14 protein-coding genes are annotated in these 16,872 nt (G+C 35.6%); 9 read left to right on the forward strand and 5 right to left on the reverse strand.

Going from position 1 to position 16,872, the window contains the following annotated elements; all coding sequences use genetic code 11:
* The first annotated feature begins 342 nt into the window (after positions 1–342).
* From IPK88_02225 to IPK88_02240, 4 genes are all read left to right on the forward strand, one after another.
* The gene (locus IPK88_02225; protein MBK8242215.1) at positions 343–924 is read left to right on the forward strand and encodes a pentapeptide repeat-containing protein; all 582 of its coding nucleotides are present in this window, start codon (positions 343–345) and stop codon (positions 922–924) included.
* Between the two features lie 95 nt (positions 925–1,019).
* Positions 1,020–1,529, forward strand: a complete 510-nt coding sequence (locus IPK88_02230) for a redoxin domain-containing protein (protein ID MBK8242216.1) — start codon at positions 1,020–1,022, stop codon at positions 1,527–1,529.
* Positions 1,530–1,571: 42 nt separating this feature from the next.
* On the forward strand, positions 1,572–3,125 hold the full coding sequence (locus IPK88_02235; GenBank protein ID MBK8242217.1) for a T9SS type A sorting domain-containing protein: 1,554 nt from the start codon (positions 1,572–1,574) through the stop codon (positions 3,123–3,125).
* Positions 3,126–3,411: 286 nt separating this feature from the next.
* Positions 3,412–4,392 carry a hypothetical protein gene (locus IPK88_02240; GenBank protein MBK8242218.1) on the forward strand — a complete coding sequence of 327 codons (981 nt, stop codon included), beginning with the start codon at positions 3,412–3,414 and terminating at the stop codon, positions 4,390–4,392.
* Positions 4,393–4,451: 59 nt separating this feature from the next.
* On the opposite strand, the gene IPK88_02245 is transcribed toward IPK88_02240, so the two are convergent.
* The 5 genes from IPK88_02245 to IPK88_02265 all read right to left on the reverse strand — a co-directional run bounded on the left by IPK88_02245 (position 4,452) and on the right by IPK88_02265 (position 8,807).
* Complete coding sequence (locus IPK88_02245; GenBank protein MBK8242219.1) at positions 4,452–5,624, reverse strand: thiolase family protein; 1,173 nt, start codon at positions 5,622–5,624, stop codon at positions 4,452–4,454.
* A gap of 202 nt (positions 5,625–5,826) precedes the next feature.
* Positions 5,827–7,011: an acyltransferase gene (locus IPK88_02250; GenBank protein MBK8242220.1), complete on the reverse strand. Its 1,185-nt coding sequence runs from the start codon at positions 7,009–7,011 to the stop codon at positions 5,827–5,829.
* A gap of 60 nt (positions 7,012–7,071) precedes the next feature.
* Entirely contained in the window at positions 7,072–7,581 is a 510-nt protein-coding gene (locus IPK88_02255) for an OmpH family outer membrane protein (GenBank protein MBK8242221.1), read from the reverse strand.
* A gap of 30 nt (positions 7,582–7,611) precedes the next feature.
* The gene (locus IPK88_02260) at positions 7,612–7,788 is read right to left on the reverse strand and encodes a twin-arginine translocase TatA/TatE family subunit (protein ID MBK8242222.1); all 177 of its coding nucleotides are present in this window, start codon (positions 7,786–7,788) and stop codon (positions 7,612–7,614) included.
* Positions 7,789–7,856: 68 nt separating this feature from the next.
* Positions 7,857–8,807 (reverse strand): isopenicillin N synthase family oxygenase, encoded by a 951-nt coding sequence (locus IPK88_02265; GenBank protein ID MBK8242223.1) that lies wholly within the window; start codon positions 8,805–8,807, stop codon positions 7,857–7,859.
* 229 nt (positions 8,808–9,036) lie between these two features.
* Between IPK88_02265 and IPK88_02270 the strand changes: the two genes are divergently transcribed.
* The 5 genes from IPK88_02270 to IPK88_02290 all read left to right on the forward strand — a co-directional run bounded on the left by IPK88_02270 (position 9,037) and on the right by IPK88_02290 (position 16,716).
* Positions 9,037–10,479, forward strand: a complete 1,443-nt coding sequence (locus IPK88_02270) for an aldehyde dehydrogenase (GenBank protein ID MBK8242224.1) — start codon at positions 9,037–9,039, stop codon at positions 10,477–10,479.
* A gap of 356 nt (positions 10,480–10,835) precedes the next feature.
* Positions 10,836–11,576, forward strand: a complete 741-nt coding sequence (locus tag IPK88_02275; GenBank protein ID MBK8242225.1) for an ABC transporter permease — start codon at positions 10,836–10,838, stop codon at positions 11,574–11,576.
* Positions 11,573–12,325 carry an ATP-binding cassette domain-containing protein gene (locus IPK88_02280; GenBank protein ID MBK8242226.1) on the forward strand — a complete coding sequence of 251 codons (753 nt, stop codon included), beginning with the start codon at positions 11,573–11,575 and terminating at the stop codon, positions 12,323–12,325. The genes IPK88_02275 and IPK88_02280 overlap by 4 nt, the downstream gene beginning before the upstream one ends.
* 60 nt (positions 12,326–12,385) lie before the next feature.
* Positions 12,386–13,804, forward strand: a complete 1,419-nt coding sequence (locus IPK88_02285; protein ID MBK8242227.1) for an efflux RND transporter periplasmic adaptor subunit — start codon at positions 12,386–12,388, stop codon at positions 13,802–13,804.
* Between the two features lie 716 nt (positions 13,805–14,520).
* Positions 14,521–16,716, forward strand: coding sequence for a carotenoid oxygenase family protein (locus IPK88_02290; protein MBK8242228.1), 2,196 nt, complete (start codon positions 14,521–14,523; stop codon positions 16,714–16,716).
* Positions 16,717–16,872: the final 156 nt, after the last annotated feature.

Below are 16,872 nucleotides of genomic sequence, written 5' to 3' on the forward strand. Positions count from 1 at the left end.
AACAAAAAATTTGATATTGACAACATTGTCGATGCAAAGATGTGGGTGCCCTATTTTGGGAGTCGTATGTTATCCGTATAGATTCGTTAAGATCCGTAAGTAAACGTAATATAACGACTACGACCATACAGGATAGTCGTTTTAAAAACTAATAAAATAAAAAATATTTCAATAAAATTCAGTATTTTGTTTTAATTCACATAGAATTTTACAATTATGAATCATCTGAGTACATTTGTAATGATGAATCTGAATCCAGAATTTTCATGTTCAACTATTCCTTTTATTCTATCTTGTTTCATTTATTAAACATCATAGCTACTATACAAAACTGACATTGCAATGAAAAACAATTACCTAGAAAACATAACTTTTGAAAACATCAATTATACCTTATCCCATCTTGTATCAGGAGACTATGAACAATGCCTATTTAAAAATTGTGACTTTTCTAATACCGATCTTTCAGAGACCAGATTTACAGATTGCGAATTCAACGCTTGCAATCTAAGTATGGCAAATCTCACAAAGACCGCTTTCAGAAATATTAAGTTTGTTGATTGTAAGATGCTAGGCCTACTCTTCGAATCTTGTAATGAATTTGGACTATCCTTCCAGTTTGAGAATTGCACACTCAATCATGCATCCTTCTACGGCACCAAAATCAGAAAGACGAAATTCAAATCTACCCAATTACATGAGGTAGATTTTACAACATGCGATTTATCCTATGCTGTTTTTGATAATTGCGATTTATCAGGTTCCACCTTCGAAAAAACCATCCTTGAACACGCCGACTTCAGAACTGCAATCCATTATTCTATAGATCCGGAAATCAATTACCTTACCAAAGCAAAATTTTCTATATTCGGAATACCTGGTTTGTTGGATAAATATGATATTGTTATAGATATCACAAATTAAAATTAATATGATTCGTGTATTAAATTAAAACAACTAAATTCTAATTATTGATGTTAAATTAAACCAAGTCCTTTTTCCCTAGTCTAAAACGCACGATGCATTTCAAAACATTTTTCTTACTAATCCTTTTCATCACTTTTAGCGATATTATACAAGCTCAGGATCATTTCAAAGTGTGTTTTTTTCTTTTGGAAGAATGTAAAATAACCCAAGCCTACATTCCTGAGATTAATAGCATCCACAAAGATTTCTCCAATGATCGTTTTGAATATCACGCCTATTTTTCAAGCCCAGCCTCAGATCGGAATGATGCTCAGGCGTTCGCTGATCGATATAACTTAACCATACCCATAGAAATGGATTCAACTCAGTTCTGGGCCAAGAAATTTGATATCAAGGTCATGCCGGAAGTGGTTGTTTATAATATCAATTTGGATCAGATCGTTTATCAGGGAAGGATCGATAATTTGTTTGCAAAAATCGGAAAACGTCGGTCTCGAGCCACACAAACCGATTTGCGTGATGGACTGAATAGTATCTTAAAAGGAATACCAATAGCCATTCCAAAGACCACTGCTGTTGGTTGCTTTTTAGAAAAAATGTGATGCTATGTTTTATTTTGCTAATTTTGTTACATAATTTTTGAAATGATGAAATACATACTTTCCCTTTCCTTGATCATAATGGCAACTGGGCTTACTCATGCTCAATCATTTAATGAAAACATTGCTCCCATTATTTACAAGCATTGTGGTGGTTGCCACAGACCTGGAGAGATTGGTCCCTTTACTTTAACCAACTATCAGGAAGTGAGTAATTGGGGTGGAACCATAAAGTATGTGACGGAATCAAGATATATGCCACCATGGAAACCTGATCCATCCTATCGCAATTTTCAACACGAGAACGTCCTAACCAATGATGAAATAGTACAAATAGGTAAATGGGTGGACAACGGAATGCCAGAAGGAGATCCATCTAAATTTTATCCTTTTCCAAATTACCCTTCAGGATCCCAAATTGGTACTCCTGATCTGGTCGTTTCCTTTGCAAAAAAATACATCCATAAAGGAAATGGAAAAGATGAATATCGCTACTTCGTATTACCAACCAATCTTACAGAAGACAAGGATCTTATTGCACTCGAAATGCGACCAGGAAATACCAAGACCGTACACCACACCTTATTTTGGGCTGATCCTACTGGAGCTGCCCGTGCTGAAGATGCTAAATCTCCTGAATATGGTTATACAGGTGGCGGGTCAAGTGCTCTTTCTGGTGAACAACTTCCAGGCTATGTTCCAGGACAGAAACCCAACCAATTCACTGCGGGAATGGCTCAAAAAGTCCCCAAAGGATCTGATCTTGTGCTCCAAATGCATTATGCTCCAACGAGTGTCGATGAAGCAGACAGCTCTGTCGTCAATTTATTTTTTGCAAAAAAGCCAGCTACACGTTATGTTTATAATAAAATATTATTGCCTACGGATTTGGTGAATGGTCCTTTCATCATTCCTGCCAATCAGGTTAAAGAATTTCATGCAGTATATAAAATTCCACTTCAAGTGAGTCTTACAGGCATCTGGCCCCACTGTCACATGTTAGGACAAAAATGGGAAGCCTACGCAAAACTTCCTGATGGCACTAAAATCCCTTTGGTAAAAATTAATGACTGGGATTTCAACTGGCAAGGGGGATATTATTTTAACAAACTCATTGTACTTCCAGTCAATACTGAAATTCATGCGTTTTGCACTTATGATAATACAGTCAATAATCCAGTGAACCCCAACAATCCTCCAAAACCCATCACTTGGGGTGAAGGTACTTCTGATGAAATGTTTTATTTACCGATTTCATTTGTGATAGCGCTACCAGGAGATGAGAATGTGCTCTTAGGTTCTTCAGATCCTAAAGCAGACAACATAGTATACGAAGATGCAAGCATTTATCCTATAGTTCCCAATCCAGTTAAGGATGAAATTAAAGTAGGATTTGTATTGAGTCATGATGCCGTGATCAACATGTCCATATTTGATGAACGCGGTAATAAAATTCAGGATCTCATTCAATCCTCATCTTACCCTCAAGGCCAACATGTTATTAAACATAAAATTTCGGATATTCCGAATGGGGTTTATATCGTAAGATTAGCAACAAATAATAAATTCGTCTCACAACGATTTGTGGTGGCAAAATAAATGTTTTGATATTGTTGAGGTCATAGCCCTTTAGGGATGATCAATATTATTACGACGGATAACATGCATCGTAAAAAATCGACTTAGAGATTTGAATATTTTAATTGATTATAATTGGCTATTATTTGATCTCATATTTGATTTTGGGCGTGCCCCTTCGGGTCGGGCTATCCGCTACAATTCATCATTAGATTTTGTCTCAATAAATAAATGCGATTGATGAATTTTCGCTACTATCCCTCACGCAAAACCACAACAATTATAATAACCATATATTCAAAAAAATATGAATCAAAGTATTTCTAGAATTATTGCAAAGAATAAATATTTTCCTTATTTAAAATCATTTATATTCAGCATTAACATATTAATCATCCTATTTTCAAATATTCATTGTTGCCATAAAACCACAGGATTACAAAAACAAAAATCAAGCTCCTTAATTTCTGTTCAACAAGATTCATTAGATCTTATAACAAACATTAACAATCTAGATACCGCCAAACTTCCTAGATATACCATTCGTGTGAACATACATTATATCCATTCTGCGAATGGTGGATTTCATAATGGACCTCCTTCCGATGATCATGTCACCAATGGCAATATATGGGCTCAGCGATTGATTAATCATATCAATTCCATACTCCGAGATTTACAATACAGCGCTACCAGCAAAGCACAATTTCTAGGCGACAGTCGTATGCGCGTAGAACTATATTCAGATCCAACAGAAACATCAGATTCCACACATGGCGTATGGTATTGGAAATCAAAAGACCAATGCAAATATCTTTATGGGGATAGTGTATTACATATTTTTATAGTTGATTATGACCAGAATAAAGATTGCAACTTAAAAGGATATGCGTGTGGTCTTGATTTTTGTAATGAACTGGTCTTACAAGATGCTTACGATAATGCGTTAAATCAATGTATATTCGGATGGTGGTCTTTTGCAAGTTTATTTTGTCATGAGATGGGACATATTATGGGCTTGTGTCATTCTTTTTATTGTGACAACGAATGTAAAGATGTAGATCTTGACATAGCTCGTGAATGCAACAAGAATCCTTGCTATTCAGATTGTGGCGGACCCAATAGTGGGTTTTGTAATAATTGGCCATCTGGCAGTAATAATATGATGGGCTATAACGCCAATCAAAATGCACTCAGCCCTTGCCAATGGAAAAAACTATTTACCAATTTAGTTTTTACCAAAGCGAAATATGTGGTTCGTCATGATGTCAAAGAAATACTACGATAAAATAAATTTCTTCTTCTAAAAATTTGTGATTTTGATATAATGGTAAGTAATTAATATTTTCAAAATCTTTCAATAACCCCCGCTATTCCTTGACCTCCCCCTACACAAGCAGTCACTATCCCATACTGTTGTTTACGTCTATTCAATTCATTCATAAGGCTCATACTCAGTCTCGCTCCACTACAACCTAATGGATGTCCTAAGGCAATAGCTCCGCCATTTACATTCACGATGTCAGGATTCAATCCTGCCTGACGAATAACGGCTAATGATTGCGCTGCAAAGGCTTCGTTCAATTCGATAAGTGAAATATCATCAAGTTTCAATTGGGCTTGTCTTAAAGCTAATGGAATTGCTTCACATGGACCTATTCCCATATATAAGGGCTCCACACCTGCTACTGAACATGATACCAATCGTCCGATAGGTGTAACCCCCAATGATCTAACAAGTCGTTCGCTCATCACTAGAAAAAACGCTGCTCCATCACTAGTCTGAGATGAATTCCCTGCAGTAACAGAACCACCTAATGCGAATACAGGCTTGAGCGTAGACAATCCTTCTAAAGTGGTATCCCTCCGAATACCATCATCCGCTTTTACGGTATATTTTTTCTCGATTCTCTTATTTTGTTCCACCAAAACTTCAGTGACATCTATAGCTTGAATTTCTGTGTCAGAATAACCTAACTCTTGAGCTTTGTTTGCAAGTGTATGCGAGCGAAATGAAAACGCATCCTGATCTTCTCTCGAAATGTTATATTTCTTTGCAACCGCCTCTGCTGTTAAACCCATTCCTATAATATAATCCGGATGCTGATCTGCAACATTGTAATTCAATGCTAACTTATAACCCTCCATCGGTATTTGGCTCATACTTTCGATTCCTCCGGCAATAAAACATTCTCCCATGCCAGCGCGTATCTTTGCAGTTGCAATTGCTATTGTCTCCAATCCTGAAGCACAATATCTATTCACGGTCATACCAGGAGTAGAAATACCTACAGCCCTCAATGCAATTTGACGTCCTATCTGCAAGCCCTGCTCTCCCTCTGGATTTGCACATCCTACTATGATATCATCTATTAATGACCCACTAACTTCCGGTACTTTAGCTAGCAATCCTTGGATAATCATTACTGCCAGATCATCGGATCTCATGAATCGGAATCCACCTTTTTTCGCCTTGGTAACCGCACTGCGATTGTAAGCAACTAAATAAGCATCTTGCATAGATAGAAATTTGATTAGGTAAAAGTAGGTATAATTTAGGTATAAATAAAGGTTCGCTTAATACTATATACTAATACAAAATCACGATTATTGTTTAGCTTTTTAATTCATCAAAGTCCAACTTTAATAAAGTGTATTTTTAATTGACGTTTATTAATTTTCAATTAATAGAATTTCTTAGAAGAAATAAAAATCGTTTATCTTATTTCCCTTTTACAAATGGCGCACTCAACTTTGTCCATAATTCTGAAGGCCATCTCTTGTTCATGCATGGCCGCTCAATCAGAATATAAAATATTGTAGAAAGAATAAGTATACTCACACTAAGTATAATCGATATCAAGACATAATCCATAATGTAATAAGAACTAAATGGATGTTTGATTAAATAAAAACCTATGCCATTGATAATTTCATTGTGAAACAAATAAATGGAATAGCACATCCCACCAATGCTCGTCACGATAGCATTCGAATAAAACCGAACAGGTCCCGCACGAAATAATACATTGTAAAAGAAAATAAAAAGAAACATTAATTGCACTGTGCTCAATCCCATTTTAAGTATACCTACTTTGGATTCAATATAGGTGATATCGGTCAATATGATCATGACAAAACTGATGAATCCAACCATGAATGAACCAGATAATTGTATCCATTGTTCTAAAATTTTGATTCGCTCCTTGGAAATATAGTAATCAGCTAACAAAATACCCAGCAGAAAAAAATGAAAATATTCATACAGTGAATAAAAATCTGGCTTCAATATTTTGGAGCAGTTGGAAATAAATAAGGTTAGGAAAATGAGATTGATTCTTCTATCATTAATCTTTTTAAAGTATACATAAAACAACAAAGGTGCAAGTATATAAAACTGAACTTCGATTTCTAAACTCCAGGTAACCGTACTAACTAATGGAAGAATACTTCTGTCATAGATCAGGGTGTGTGCATAAAATAATGAAGATAAAAAACTTGGTGCGAGATCATCATAGGATTTAGTTTGAATAACAAAAACATAAACCCAAAATATAATGATTAAACTGATAATGTATGGAGGTTCAAGACGCGTTAAACGTCTCACAAAATAGCTTCGAATTGAAATTTTTGACCCTTGATTGAGATAATATTCTGTAAATGGTAATGCTAAAATAAAACCGCTAATCACAAAAAATAATTCAACGCCAAAATACCCTCTTAGACATAATGCATGCCACCAGGAATACACTGTTTTAGCATCAAGATAAGTATGATTGAGTTCTCGAAAAATAAAACCATCCAGATGGTAAATGATGACCATGGCAATAGCCAAAAATCTCAAGCCATCAACAACAGAGATGTACTTTCCGGAACTGGTAATTCGTCTTAGGAAACTTAACTCCATTAGCTGCATCATTTTTAAGCGGACAAAAATAATGCGCCTACTCTTATTATGTAGATTTAATTATTTCGGAGTCATCAATTTCTTTAAAATCAAAGGGGTTATATCTTCTGATTCTGGATAAAAAATAAGCCCGGCAGAACTATCAAAAATAAATTGATATCCAGCTTCTTTCCCGATTGCTTTTATAGCCTCATCGATACGATTTAATAGCGGAGCCAATAACTCCTGACGCCTTTTATTGAGCGATTCCTGAGCGCTTTGTTGGTATTTTCCAATGGCATTCTGTTCCACTTCAAGACTACTTTCCATATCTTTCTGTTGGAGTGGCGTCAAATTTCCTGTTTTAACGTCTTGTTGATATTTACGGGCATTTTCCTGAAATGTCTTGATCATTTGTTCTCCAGTGGCAGTCAGCGATTGCTCATATTTTGCAAGCTGTTCAGCTAATTGTTTAGTTTCAGAAAGGGTATCTAAAAACTTTTGAGAATTAACATGACCGATCTTTTGGGTTTGGGCAAATGATAAATTCGAACAACTAAATATCCATATAAGGATTGCAAGATACCTCACATTCAATGATTTAAAAATGATAAAAAAGTATTATTTGTTTTCTGGAAGTTCTTTGCGTTCAGCTTCACGCATTCCTTCCCTGATTTCGTTGTTAATTGAATTTTTTGCATTGTTGAACTCTCTGATACCAGAACCCAGTCCACGCATTAATTCCGGAATTTTCTTACCTCCAAATAACAGAAGTACGACAAAAACCACGGCAACCATTTCCCAGCCACCAATATTTCCTAAAAAAAAGTAATTTCATGATTTTTTATATTTAATGTTCAAAGATACTATTTTTTTAAACCAATTTCCATAAGACGTTCACTCAAATATTCCCCAGCAGTAATAGGTTCATACTGTTTAGGATGATCCTTGGTAATGCAATGTTCCAAACAAGACAAATCCATAGTACTTCTTGGATGTAAAAAGAAAGGTATAGACAATCTCGGCACGTGCCAGGATTCCTTAGGAGGATTCACAACTCTGTGGGTTGTAGATTTTAAAACATTATTGGTCAGACGTTGAAGCATATCTCCAACATTTACAACTATTTCATCTTCTGCAGTGACTACATCCAGCCATTGATTATCTTTGGTTAATACTTGTAACCCCCCGGCAGAAGCCCCCACTAACAAAGTAATGAGATTAATATCTTCATGCTGCTCTGATCTAATGGCAGAATCCGGTTCTTGAATTATAGGTGGATAATGTATGGCCCTTAAAATGGAGTTCCCGTGATGTATTTTAGCTTCAAAATAATCAACATCAAGTCCTAAATCCAATGCAATCGCTTGCAATAAATAAGCTCCAGATCGTTCAAAGGATCGATACAACTGATTTCCAATTTTTGTGAATTCCGGACAATCCTGTGTCATCACATTATCAGGATATTCAGACTTAATTGGATCTGAATCATCTACCTCTTGGCCTATTTGGTAGAATTCTTTAAGATCAGCTACTCTGGATTGTTTAGCATGCTCTTTTCCAAATGAAGTATATCCCCTTTGCCCGGCTAAACCCGGGACTTCGTATTTGCGTTTTTCCTCTACAGGTAATGAAAAAAATTGTTTGGCCTGAGCATAAAACGCTTTAACCATATCCCTGGGTATTCCATGATTGACGATTCCCACAAATCCAATGTGCCTGAAGGCATGCCCTAATTCCTTTACAAACTGGTTTCGCAAGCTTTGATCTCCATGAATAAAATCGCCTAAATCTAAAAATGGTATTGCCCTATTCATTGTTAGTTCATTTTGTTTTTGATAACTACAAAAACCTTACCCTATTTTACATTAACTTAAAAAATCTATGGAATGTTTATCAATATCCTATCAACAATCCTAATTAACTCAATATTAAGAGACCGAAGACCGTATTTGACTTCCCTATTGTGAATTCGTTTAATTGTTTAATTTTATGACTGGTATCCATCTAAAATTCAATATTTAGATACTTTAATATTTCAAGCCTATGTTAACAATACAAAATTTTATTGACGGTTCATTTACTAACCCAGTTGGAAATCAATGGTTAGATCTTGTCAATCCAGCTACCAATGAGGTGTTCGGCAATATTCCTGCCAGTCAGGAAGATGATGTATTTCTTGCAGTAGAAGCAGCTACAAAATCCCAACTTGCATGGCAAAATTGCTCCTCCAATGACCGTTTTTTGATATTAAATCGAATAGCAGATGGCATTGAAGAACACTTAGAAGAATTAGCACTTGCAGAAACTAGTGATACCGGAAAACCTCTTCAGGCTTCCAGAACCATTGATATCCCAAGAGCCGCTGCCAATTTTCGTTTTTTTGCTACCGCAGCGATGCATTTTGCTTCAGAATCTCATGGCGCCCCCGACTCCATAAATTATACCTTGAGACAACCCATTGGTATTGTAGGTTGCATTTCTCCTTGGAACCTACCCCTATATCTGTTTACCTGGAAAATCGCACCTGCCCTTGCTACTGGAAATTGTGTTATTGCAAAACCTTCAGAGATGAGTCCTACGACAGCCTATTTACTTGGTAAAATTGTTAAAGAAGCAGGATTACCCGATGGCGTTCTCAATATACTTCATGGTTTGGGTCCTCAAGTTGGTATGGCCATGGTCGCTCACCCCAAAATAAAAGCCATATCCTTTACGGGCGGAACCAAAACAGGGCAGACCATAAGCTCAGTTGCTGCACCAATGTTTAAGAAATTGAGTCTCGAACTTGGTGGGAAAAATCCATGTATCGTTTTTAACGATTGTGATTATGACAAAACCCTTTCCGAAGTGAGCAGATTAGCGTTCTCCAATCAAGGCCAAATTTGCCTTTGTGGTTCTAGAATACTGATCCATAAAGATATTTACGAAAAATTCAAAACCGATCTGATTCAAAAAGTTGCCTCAATTCGAATTGGCGATCCCCTGGATTCAAAAACTCAAATGGGATCTTTAATTTCAGCCCAACATCTTGATAAGGTCACAAACTACATCCATCTAGCACAATCAGAAGGTGGAACACTTCTCTTTGGTGGAAATACAATTCATCCTGAAGGCAGGTGTCAGAATGGTGCATTTCTGGAACCAACCGTATTTGAACATTTAGGCCCAAATTGCAGAACCAATCAAGAAGAAATTTTTGGGCCGGTAATTACCTTACAATCATTCAGTGATGAAACAGAAGTCCTAGAACTAGCAAACGCAAGTGAATATGGTCTAGCTGCAAGCATTTGGACCAGAGATTTAAATCGGGCTCATAGACTATCCCAAAATCTTCAATCAGGCATCGTTTGGGTCAATTGCTGGTTATTAAGAGATTTGAGAACACCATTTGGCGGGGTTAAAAACAGTGGAGTGGGTCGAGAAGGTGGTTGGGAAGCCATGCGATTTTTTACGGAAGCAAAGAATGTCTGTATTAAATTCAATTAACCTATTTGTACTTTTGATATTTTATCAGGTATCTATAATATTTTATCATGTATCTATAAATGGAGTATGATATTCATTTGAATATTCTTTAATCAGCCCTATTTGTAATTGAAAGATCGCTTTTAGTATGAAATTACTTATTATCCACTGAATAATAGACCAAACCTAAAATCATTTTATTCACTTTAATAATTTATAAAGAATCAATGATTGACCTGAATTTTGATAAGGTTTTGGTGCAATAAAACGAGATAACTCGGAACTAAAATGAAGTATTAGATGTCCATATTTCACCTCTTTGGTAAATATCGAAATCTCATTAAATTTACCTGCCTTTGTTTTACCTTTACGGCACAATGAAAACATTATATCATTTAGGTAGATATGTCTTATGGCTGGGTCAGGTCTTCAAAAAACCTGAAAACTTAAAAATGTATTGGCGTGAGACCGTTCGACAGATGAACAGTATTGGTATTGGATCTTTGGTTATTATTGCCATCATTTCTATTTTTATTGGTGCTGTGACCGCAGTTCAGTTTTCTTATCAGATGGGCGACTCCTTAATACCAAGATATTATATAGGGTACATCGTGCGCGATATGACCATCATTGAGTTAGCTCCTACCTTTAGTTGTATGGTACTTGCAGGAAAAGTAGGATCCAGTCTTGCTTCTGAGATTGGTGGAATGCGGCAGAAAGAACATATTGACGCTATGGAAATAATGGGTGTTAATACAGCTGCTTTTTTGGTTCAACCTAAAATTCTAGCTGCACTTACGATTATTCCCATGCTAGTTTGTATCGGTGCATTTATTAGTATATGTGGAGGATATATAGCAAGTGTTCCATTTGGACGGTTTTCACATGAAGAATATGAACAAGGATTGAGAAGTTTTTTTATCCCTTATAATATTACCATGATGTTTGTAAAGGCATTGACATTCTCCTTTATTTTAACTACCGTGTCTTGTTATCAGGGATATTTCGTAAAAGGTGGAAGTATTGAATTGGGTCATGCCAGCACACAAGCTGTAGTCTACTCTAACATATTAATTTTACTTTCTGATTATGTAATTGCAATGTTGATGACCGCATGATTATAGCAAAACATATCATTAAAAATTTTAATAATCAAGAAGTATTAAAAGACATCAGCTGCGTATTTGAAAAAGGAAAAACCAATTTAATTATTGGACGATCGGGTGCTGGAAAAACAGTTTTGCTAAAAATATTAATAGGTTTAGTGGAACCCAGTTCAGGTGAAGTTTGGTATGATGATGTTAATTTTTATAAATTAAATAAATTACAATTGAGACAATTGCGGATGCAAATCGGTATGTTGTTTCAAGGTTCTGCATTATTTGATTCGATGACCGTAGAAGAAAATATTCGTTTTCCACTGGACATGTTTACGCATCAAACACTGAAAGAAAAACACATGCAAGTTGATTATTGCCTTGAACGAGTCAACTTAAGTGGAAATAATAAAAAATATCCATCTGAATTATCGGGTGGGATGCAAAAACGAGTTGGTATAGCAAGAGCCATAGTTTTAAATCCAAAATATTTGTTTTGCGATGAACCGAATAGTGGTCTTGATCCAAAGACTTCCATTGTAATTGATGAACTTATTGCTTCCATTACAAAAGAAAAAAATATTATTACTGTGATTAATACACATGATATGAATAGTGTTATGGAAATTGGTGAAAATATTATTTTCCTTCATGAAGGCAAGTTAGAATGGACCGGAACAAGTGAAGACGTTTTAACCAGTACGAATGAAATACTCCAGGGATTTATTTTTGCTTCACCTTTCTTGCAACGCCTCAGAAAAAATATGTAATCCAATTGCGCAAATGAATGCATCATTTCATCATAAACAAGATGTTCTAAAAATTAAAATATGACAACTCCGAAAAAAAGAAATTGGTGGATTTGGATACTTAGTGGACTTATTTTATTATTAATTGGTGCCGCTATTTATAAAAGTAAAATGACTCCAAAAGGTGTCGCTGTAATAACAGAAAAAGCAGGCACCAGAGATATTATCGAAACGGTTTCAGCCAGTGGAAAGATATATCCTGAAACAGAAATAAAAATTTCATCCGATGTCTCCGGTGAAGTCGTCGAATTATATGTTAAAGAAGGTGATTCAGTGCGGGTTGGTCAAGTATTAGCTCGTGTCAATCCTGACGCTTATAAATCAGCTGTAGAACGAGGTGCCGCCGGAGTTAATGTTGCCAGATCTCAGGCAGGTGCATCCAAGACTGGAATTAATACCGCTAAAGCTCAAAGAGATCAAGTCAATGCACAATTTCAAAATGCAAAGAAAAATCTAGATCGCAGCAAACAATTATTTAAAGATGGCATTATCTCTCAATCAGATCTGGATTTAGCAGAGACCCAATACAAAAATTTAGAATCAAATCTTCGTTCAGCAGAATCATCCATTGAAGCTGCAATACGACAAACTGAATCTGCTTCTTACCAAGTAAAAGATGCCGAAGCGCTATTTAGGGAGCAAAAAACAAATTTAGGCCGAGCCACCATCAAAGCACCAGCAAGTGGTATCATTTCTAAATTGAATGTTGAGAAAGGTGAAAGAGTAGTAGGAACCATTCAGATGAGTGGAACAGAATTAATGCGAATTGCAGATTTCAATGCCATGGAAGTTCAGGTAGAAGTCAGCGAGAATGATATCGTCAGGGTCAATGTCGGAAATGAAACCATCATAGAAGTAGACGCCTATCAAAATAAAAAATTCAAAGGTCAAGTCACTGAAGTATCTAATAGCGCGTCTAACTTAAATAGTCTAACGGGTATCTCAACAGATCAGGTTACTAAGTTTGTAGTAAAAGTTCGGATCGATAAAACTTCATATACGGACTTGATCAAAAATACCAACTCATCACCGTTTAAACCTGGTATGTCTGCGACTGTTGAAATTAAAACCAACACGGTAACCAATAAATTAAGTATACCCATTCAAGCCGTTACAGCATATGATCCGGAAGCTGAATTAAAAAAGAAATCCAAAGCCATAGACAAACCAGAAAATGTAAAATTGCAAGAAGAAGAAAAAAAAGAAATCAGCAACAATCATTTCAAAGAGGCGGTCTATATCAAAATGGGCGACACAGTAGCTCGCAAAGATGTTATCACTGGTATTCAAGACCAAAACTATATCCAAATTATTGAAGGTCTTAATGAAAATGATGAAGTCGTAATCGGTCCCTATACTGCCATATCTAAAGATTTAAAAGCGGGATCCAAAGTATATATTAAAAAAGAGGAACCAGAAAAAGATTCAAAGAAAAAATAATCCTATTTCCATTTTAAAATCTGATTTTAAAAATTCTAGTAATATCATCAATTGATTTAGCATTTCAATTACTTTCAACTTATATATTTCTTTGAATTAGATGAATTCATAACTCCTTGCCTTATTCAAGATTATTTGGACATCTGTTGGTCTTGTTTTTAAATTAAATTAAGAAATATTATAAAAAATGAGTAGACATATAAATTTGAATCGGCCTTAAAGGCTAAGCCGTTAAAAAATGATGGAATGAAACCGTTAAAAATTCAAAACTGTATGAGCCCAACACAATGCTAAAAAATGGAAATGGAAAGCGAGCTGGGCAAGTGTGAAGCAAAGCAACTGAAAGAAGTCACAAGGCGAGTTTTTTGAATTTAGGTTTCATGGAATCATTTTAGGCTTTGACTTTACAGCCTAGAATTTTTGGTTTCCCTCAGCCTGAGACAGGCTTCGGTTCATTCGTTAATTTGTGATCTTGCATCACAAATTTCTTGCTTAGGCAAGATCACTCAATCATGTTTCATGAAAAAAGAACAAAAAGTTGATCTAGAAACGAATATTTAAAACCTAAAGAGAAGGTCAAACTACCAAAATTAAATTATAATCGCCTATTTAGTTTACTCACGGCATGGAGTTCTGAATTTATAAATAAAAATATTTTTTTCATTAATGCGATAAATAATTAACTTTGGGATTATCCATTTTCAAATTCGGTCTCCATGGAAAAAAGAGCTTTTTCAACTGCTTCCAGAGCGGAAGTTAATATTGATCTATTAGTTAGTGAAGGGGCTATACCAACAGACATGTATGGCGCTGTTCTCATCAGTACAGCTTGCGGCACCATCAATTCAGATGGCTTACCTTACCAACCATTAAATCCGGATGGTAGTGAAAATGAAGAATATGGAAGTCCCCTCATCAATGGAGATGGTTTCATTTTAAAATTTGACTTAAACACGGCCGGCAAAGTCAACTTACAAACGGGCTTACTTAAGCCTCCCTGTTATTTTGCAGACCTGGCAACCAGCACCCAAACATCACCCAATAATCCCTATAAAGATTTGGCATTTAAAAACACTGGTCTAGCAAGATTATCCATGAAGTTAGGTTCCAGAAATGAAATCAACACGGCCATTACACCTGTGAAATTTAAAAAAGACAACGAACATAGATTGTTAGCAACCTTTGATGCTGGAAGACCATTTGAGTTTGATCCTAGCACCTTAAAACTGATTACAGCAATTGGTGAAAATAAAATTTGGCATTCCGGTCTACCACCACTTATTGATCAACCCTTAGCTATGATTTTGACTACAGCTCATCCGGTATTTGATCCAGATACCGACGAGCTGTTTACTGTTAATTTCACAAAAGACAACAAATTATTATTGTCTGCTACACACATTTTTGATGTATTCTACAATCATGATGAACAATGGATCATGACTGAATTAAAAAAAATAATTGCCGAGGACGAACATAAATCTACTGAAGATAAATACAATGCCTTCTATACTTTCTTTAAGCATACCAACTTATATAAAAAAATCGAAGGATCTTCTATTATAGATCGAATAAACAAGTGGTTCAAACACTTATGGAATGAAGTCTACTATAAATACATTAGCAATGTTAATGAAGTAATGTTGTTGCGTTGGAAAGGAGAAAAACAACTTAAAGAATGGACAATAGTTGATGAGGCAGGCAAGCCCATTCCAATAAGTTATAATATGCATCAGATAGGATTTAGTAAGGATTATATTGTTTTGTGTGATACCAATTTCAAGTTTACCTTGGATGTCATGTTTAATTTTCCATTCCAAAAAGAACCCATCATCGATGAATTTATTCGAAAATTATTAGGTGGTGCAATGAATGATTATAGCATGCTTTATCTAATCAAAAGGTCTGATTTGACAGATGATGCAACACAAATAAAAGCAACCTCAACGCGCTTACCTGTAGAAACGGTGCATTTTTCGGTAAATTATCAAAATCCTAATCATGAAGTCACCGTACATACAGCGCATAATTGTAGTGCATGCCCTGCAGAATGGATCCGATCTTATGATAAACTTAAAGTCAAACCTAATGAACCTATTGATAGTCAAAAGTTAGGATTGATTGCTGTAGGAGAAATGGATATTGGAAAAATCGGACGATGTGTTATTGATGCAAAGACTGGAACACTTATAGAACCTCAAACAAAATTTCTTTATCTCACCGGTGAAGAAAATGGCGTTATATCTAAAGCACATACCTGGGGTGTAGGATTATATACATATAAAGACATGATCAGTGCAGAAAAAAATGTAGATCACATCACACATATTTATTGGCAATCTTATGGCTTGAACAGTGGACTGCTGACGGATTACATTTATAATTTGTATGAATCAGATAAAAGAAGCAGGGTTTTTTCAGCAGACCAAATGGTGGAATACACAAAAAAAGGAGCCCTCTTCGTCATCCAATGTATAGATACCGATTCCCTTACATCTGTGGATTATTACACATTTGCTAAGGATCAAGTTATGTGGTCTTTACAATTCGTTCCAAAAAATAAAACGAATCCCAACATACCGGACAGTAAAAATGGATATATTCTTACCACAGTAATTACAGGAGCACCTTATAATGAACATGAGTTGACTTATCAATGTGAAGTTTGGATATTTGATGCCAATGAATTAAACAAAGGACCCGTTTGTAAATTAAATCATCCTCAAATGTCTTTTGGGTTTACCATACATTCTGCCTGGGTTCCGGAAGCTAAGGTTGTATCCAAGCCCGACTATGTACTTAATGTTAAAGAGGATTATGACTTCATGATTCAAAAAGTAAAAGACGGCGGAATAAAAACAAGAATTCAACAATTATTTGACACCGAAGTATATCCTCATTTTCCTTCATAGCCTATGAGTAGCAATCCACTATTTAAAAAATTTATGGCTCAGTATTCTGTAGGCCAAACGGGCTCACAAAAAACTGAAGAATGGAATGCTGAATATAAACGCTTGGGTGCTATTTACGCCAATTGGGGTGCATTGTTCGCCATATTTGGAACCCCA

This window comes from Candidatus Defluviibacterium haderslevense (assembly GCA_016712225.1).
GTDB lineage: Bacteria > Bacteroidota > Bacteroidia > Chitinophagales > Saprospiraceae > Vicinibacter > Vicinibacter haderslevensis.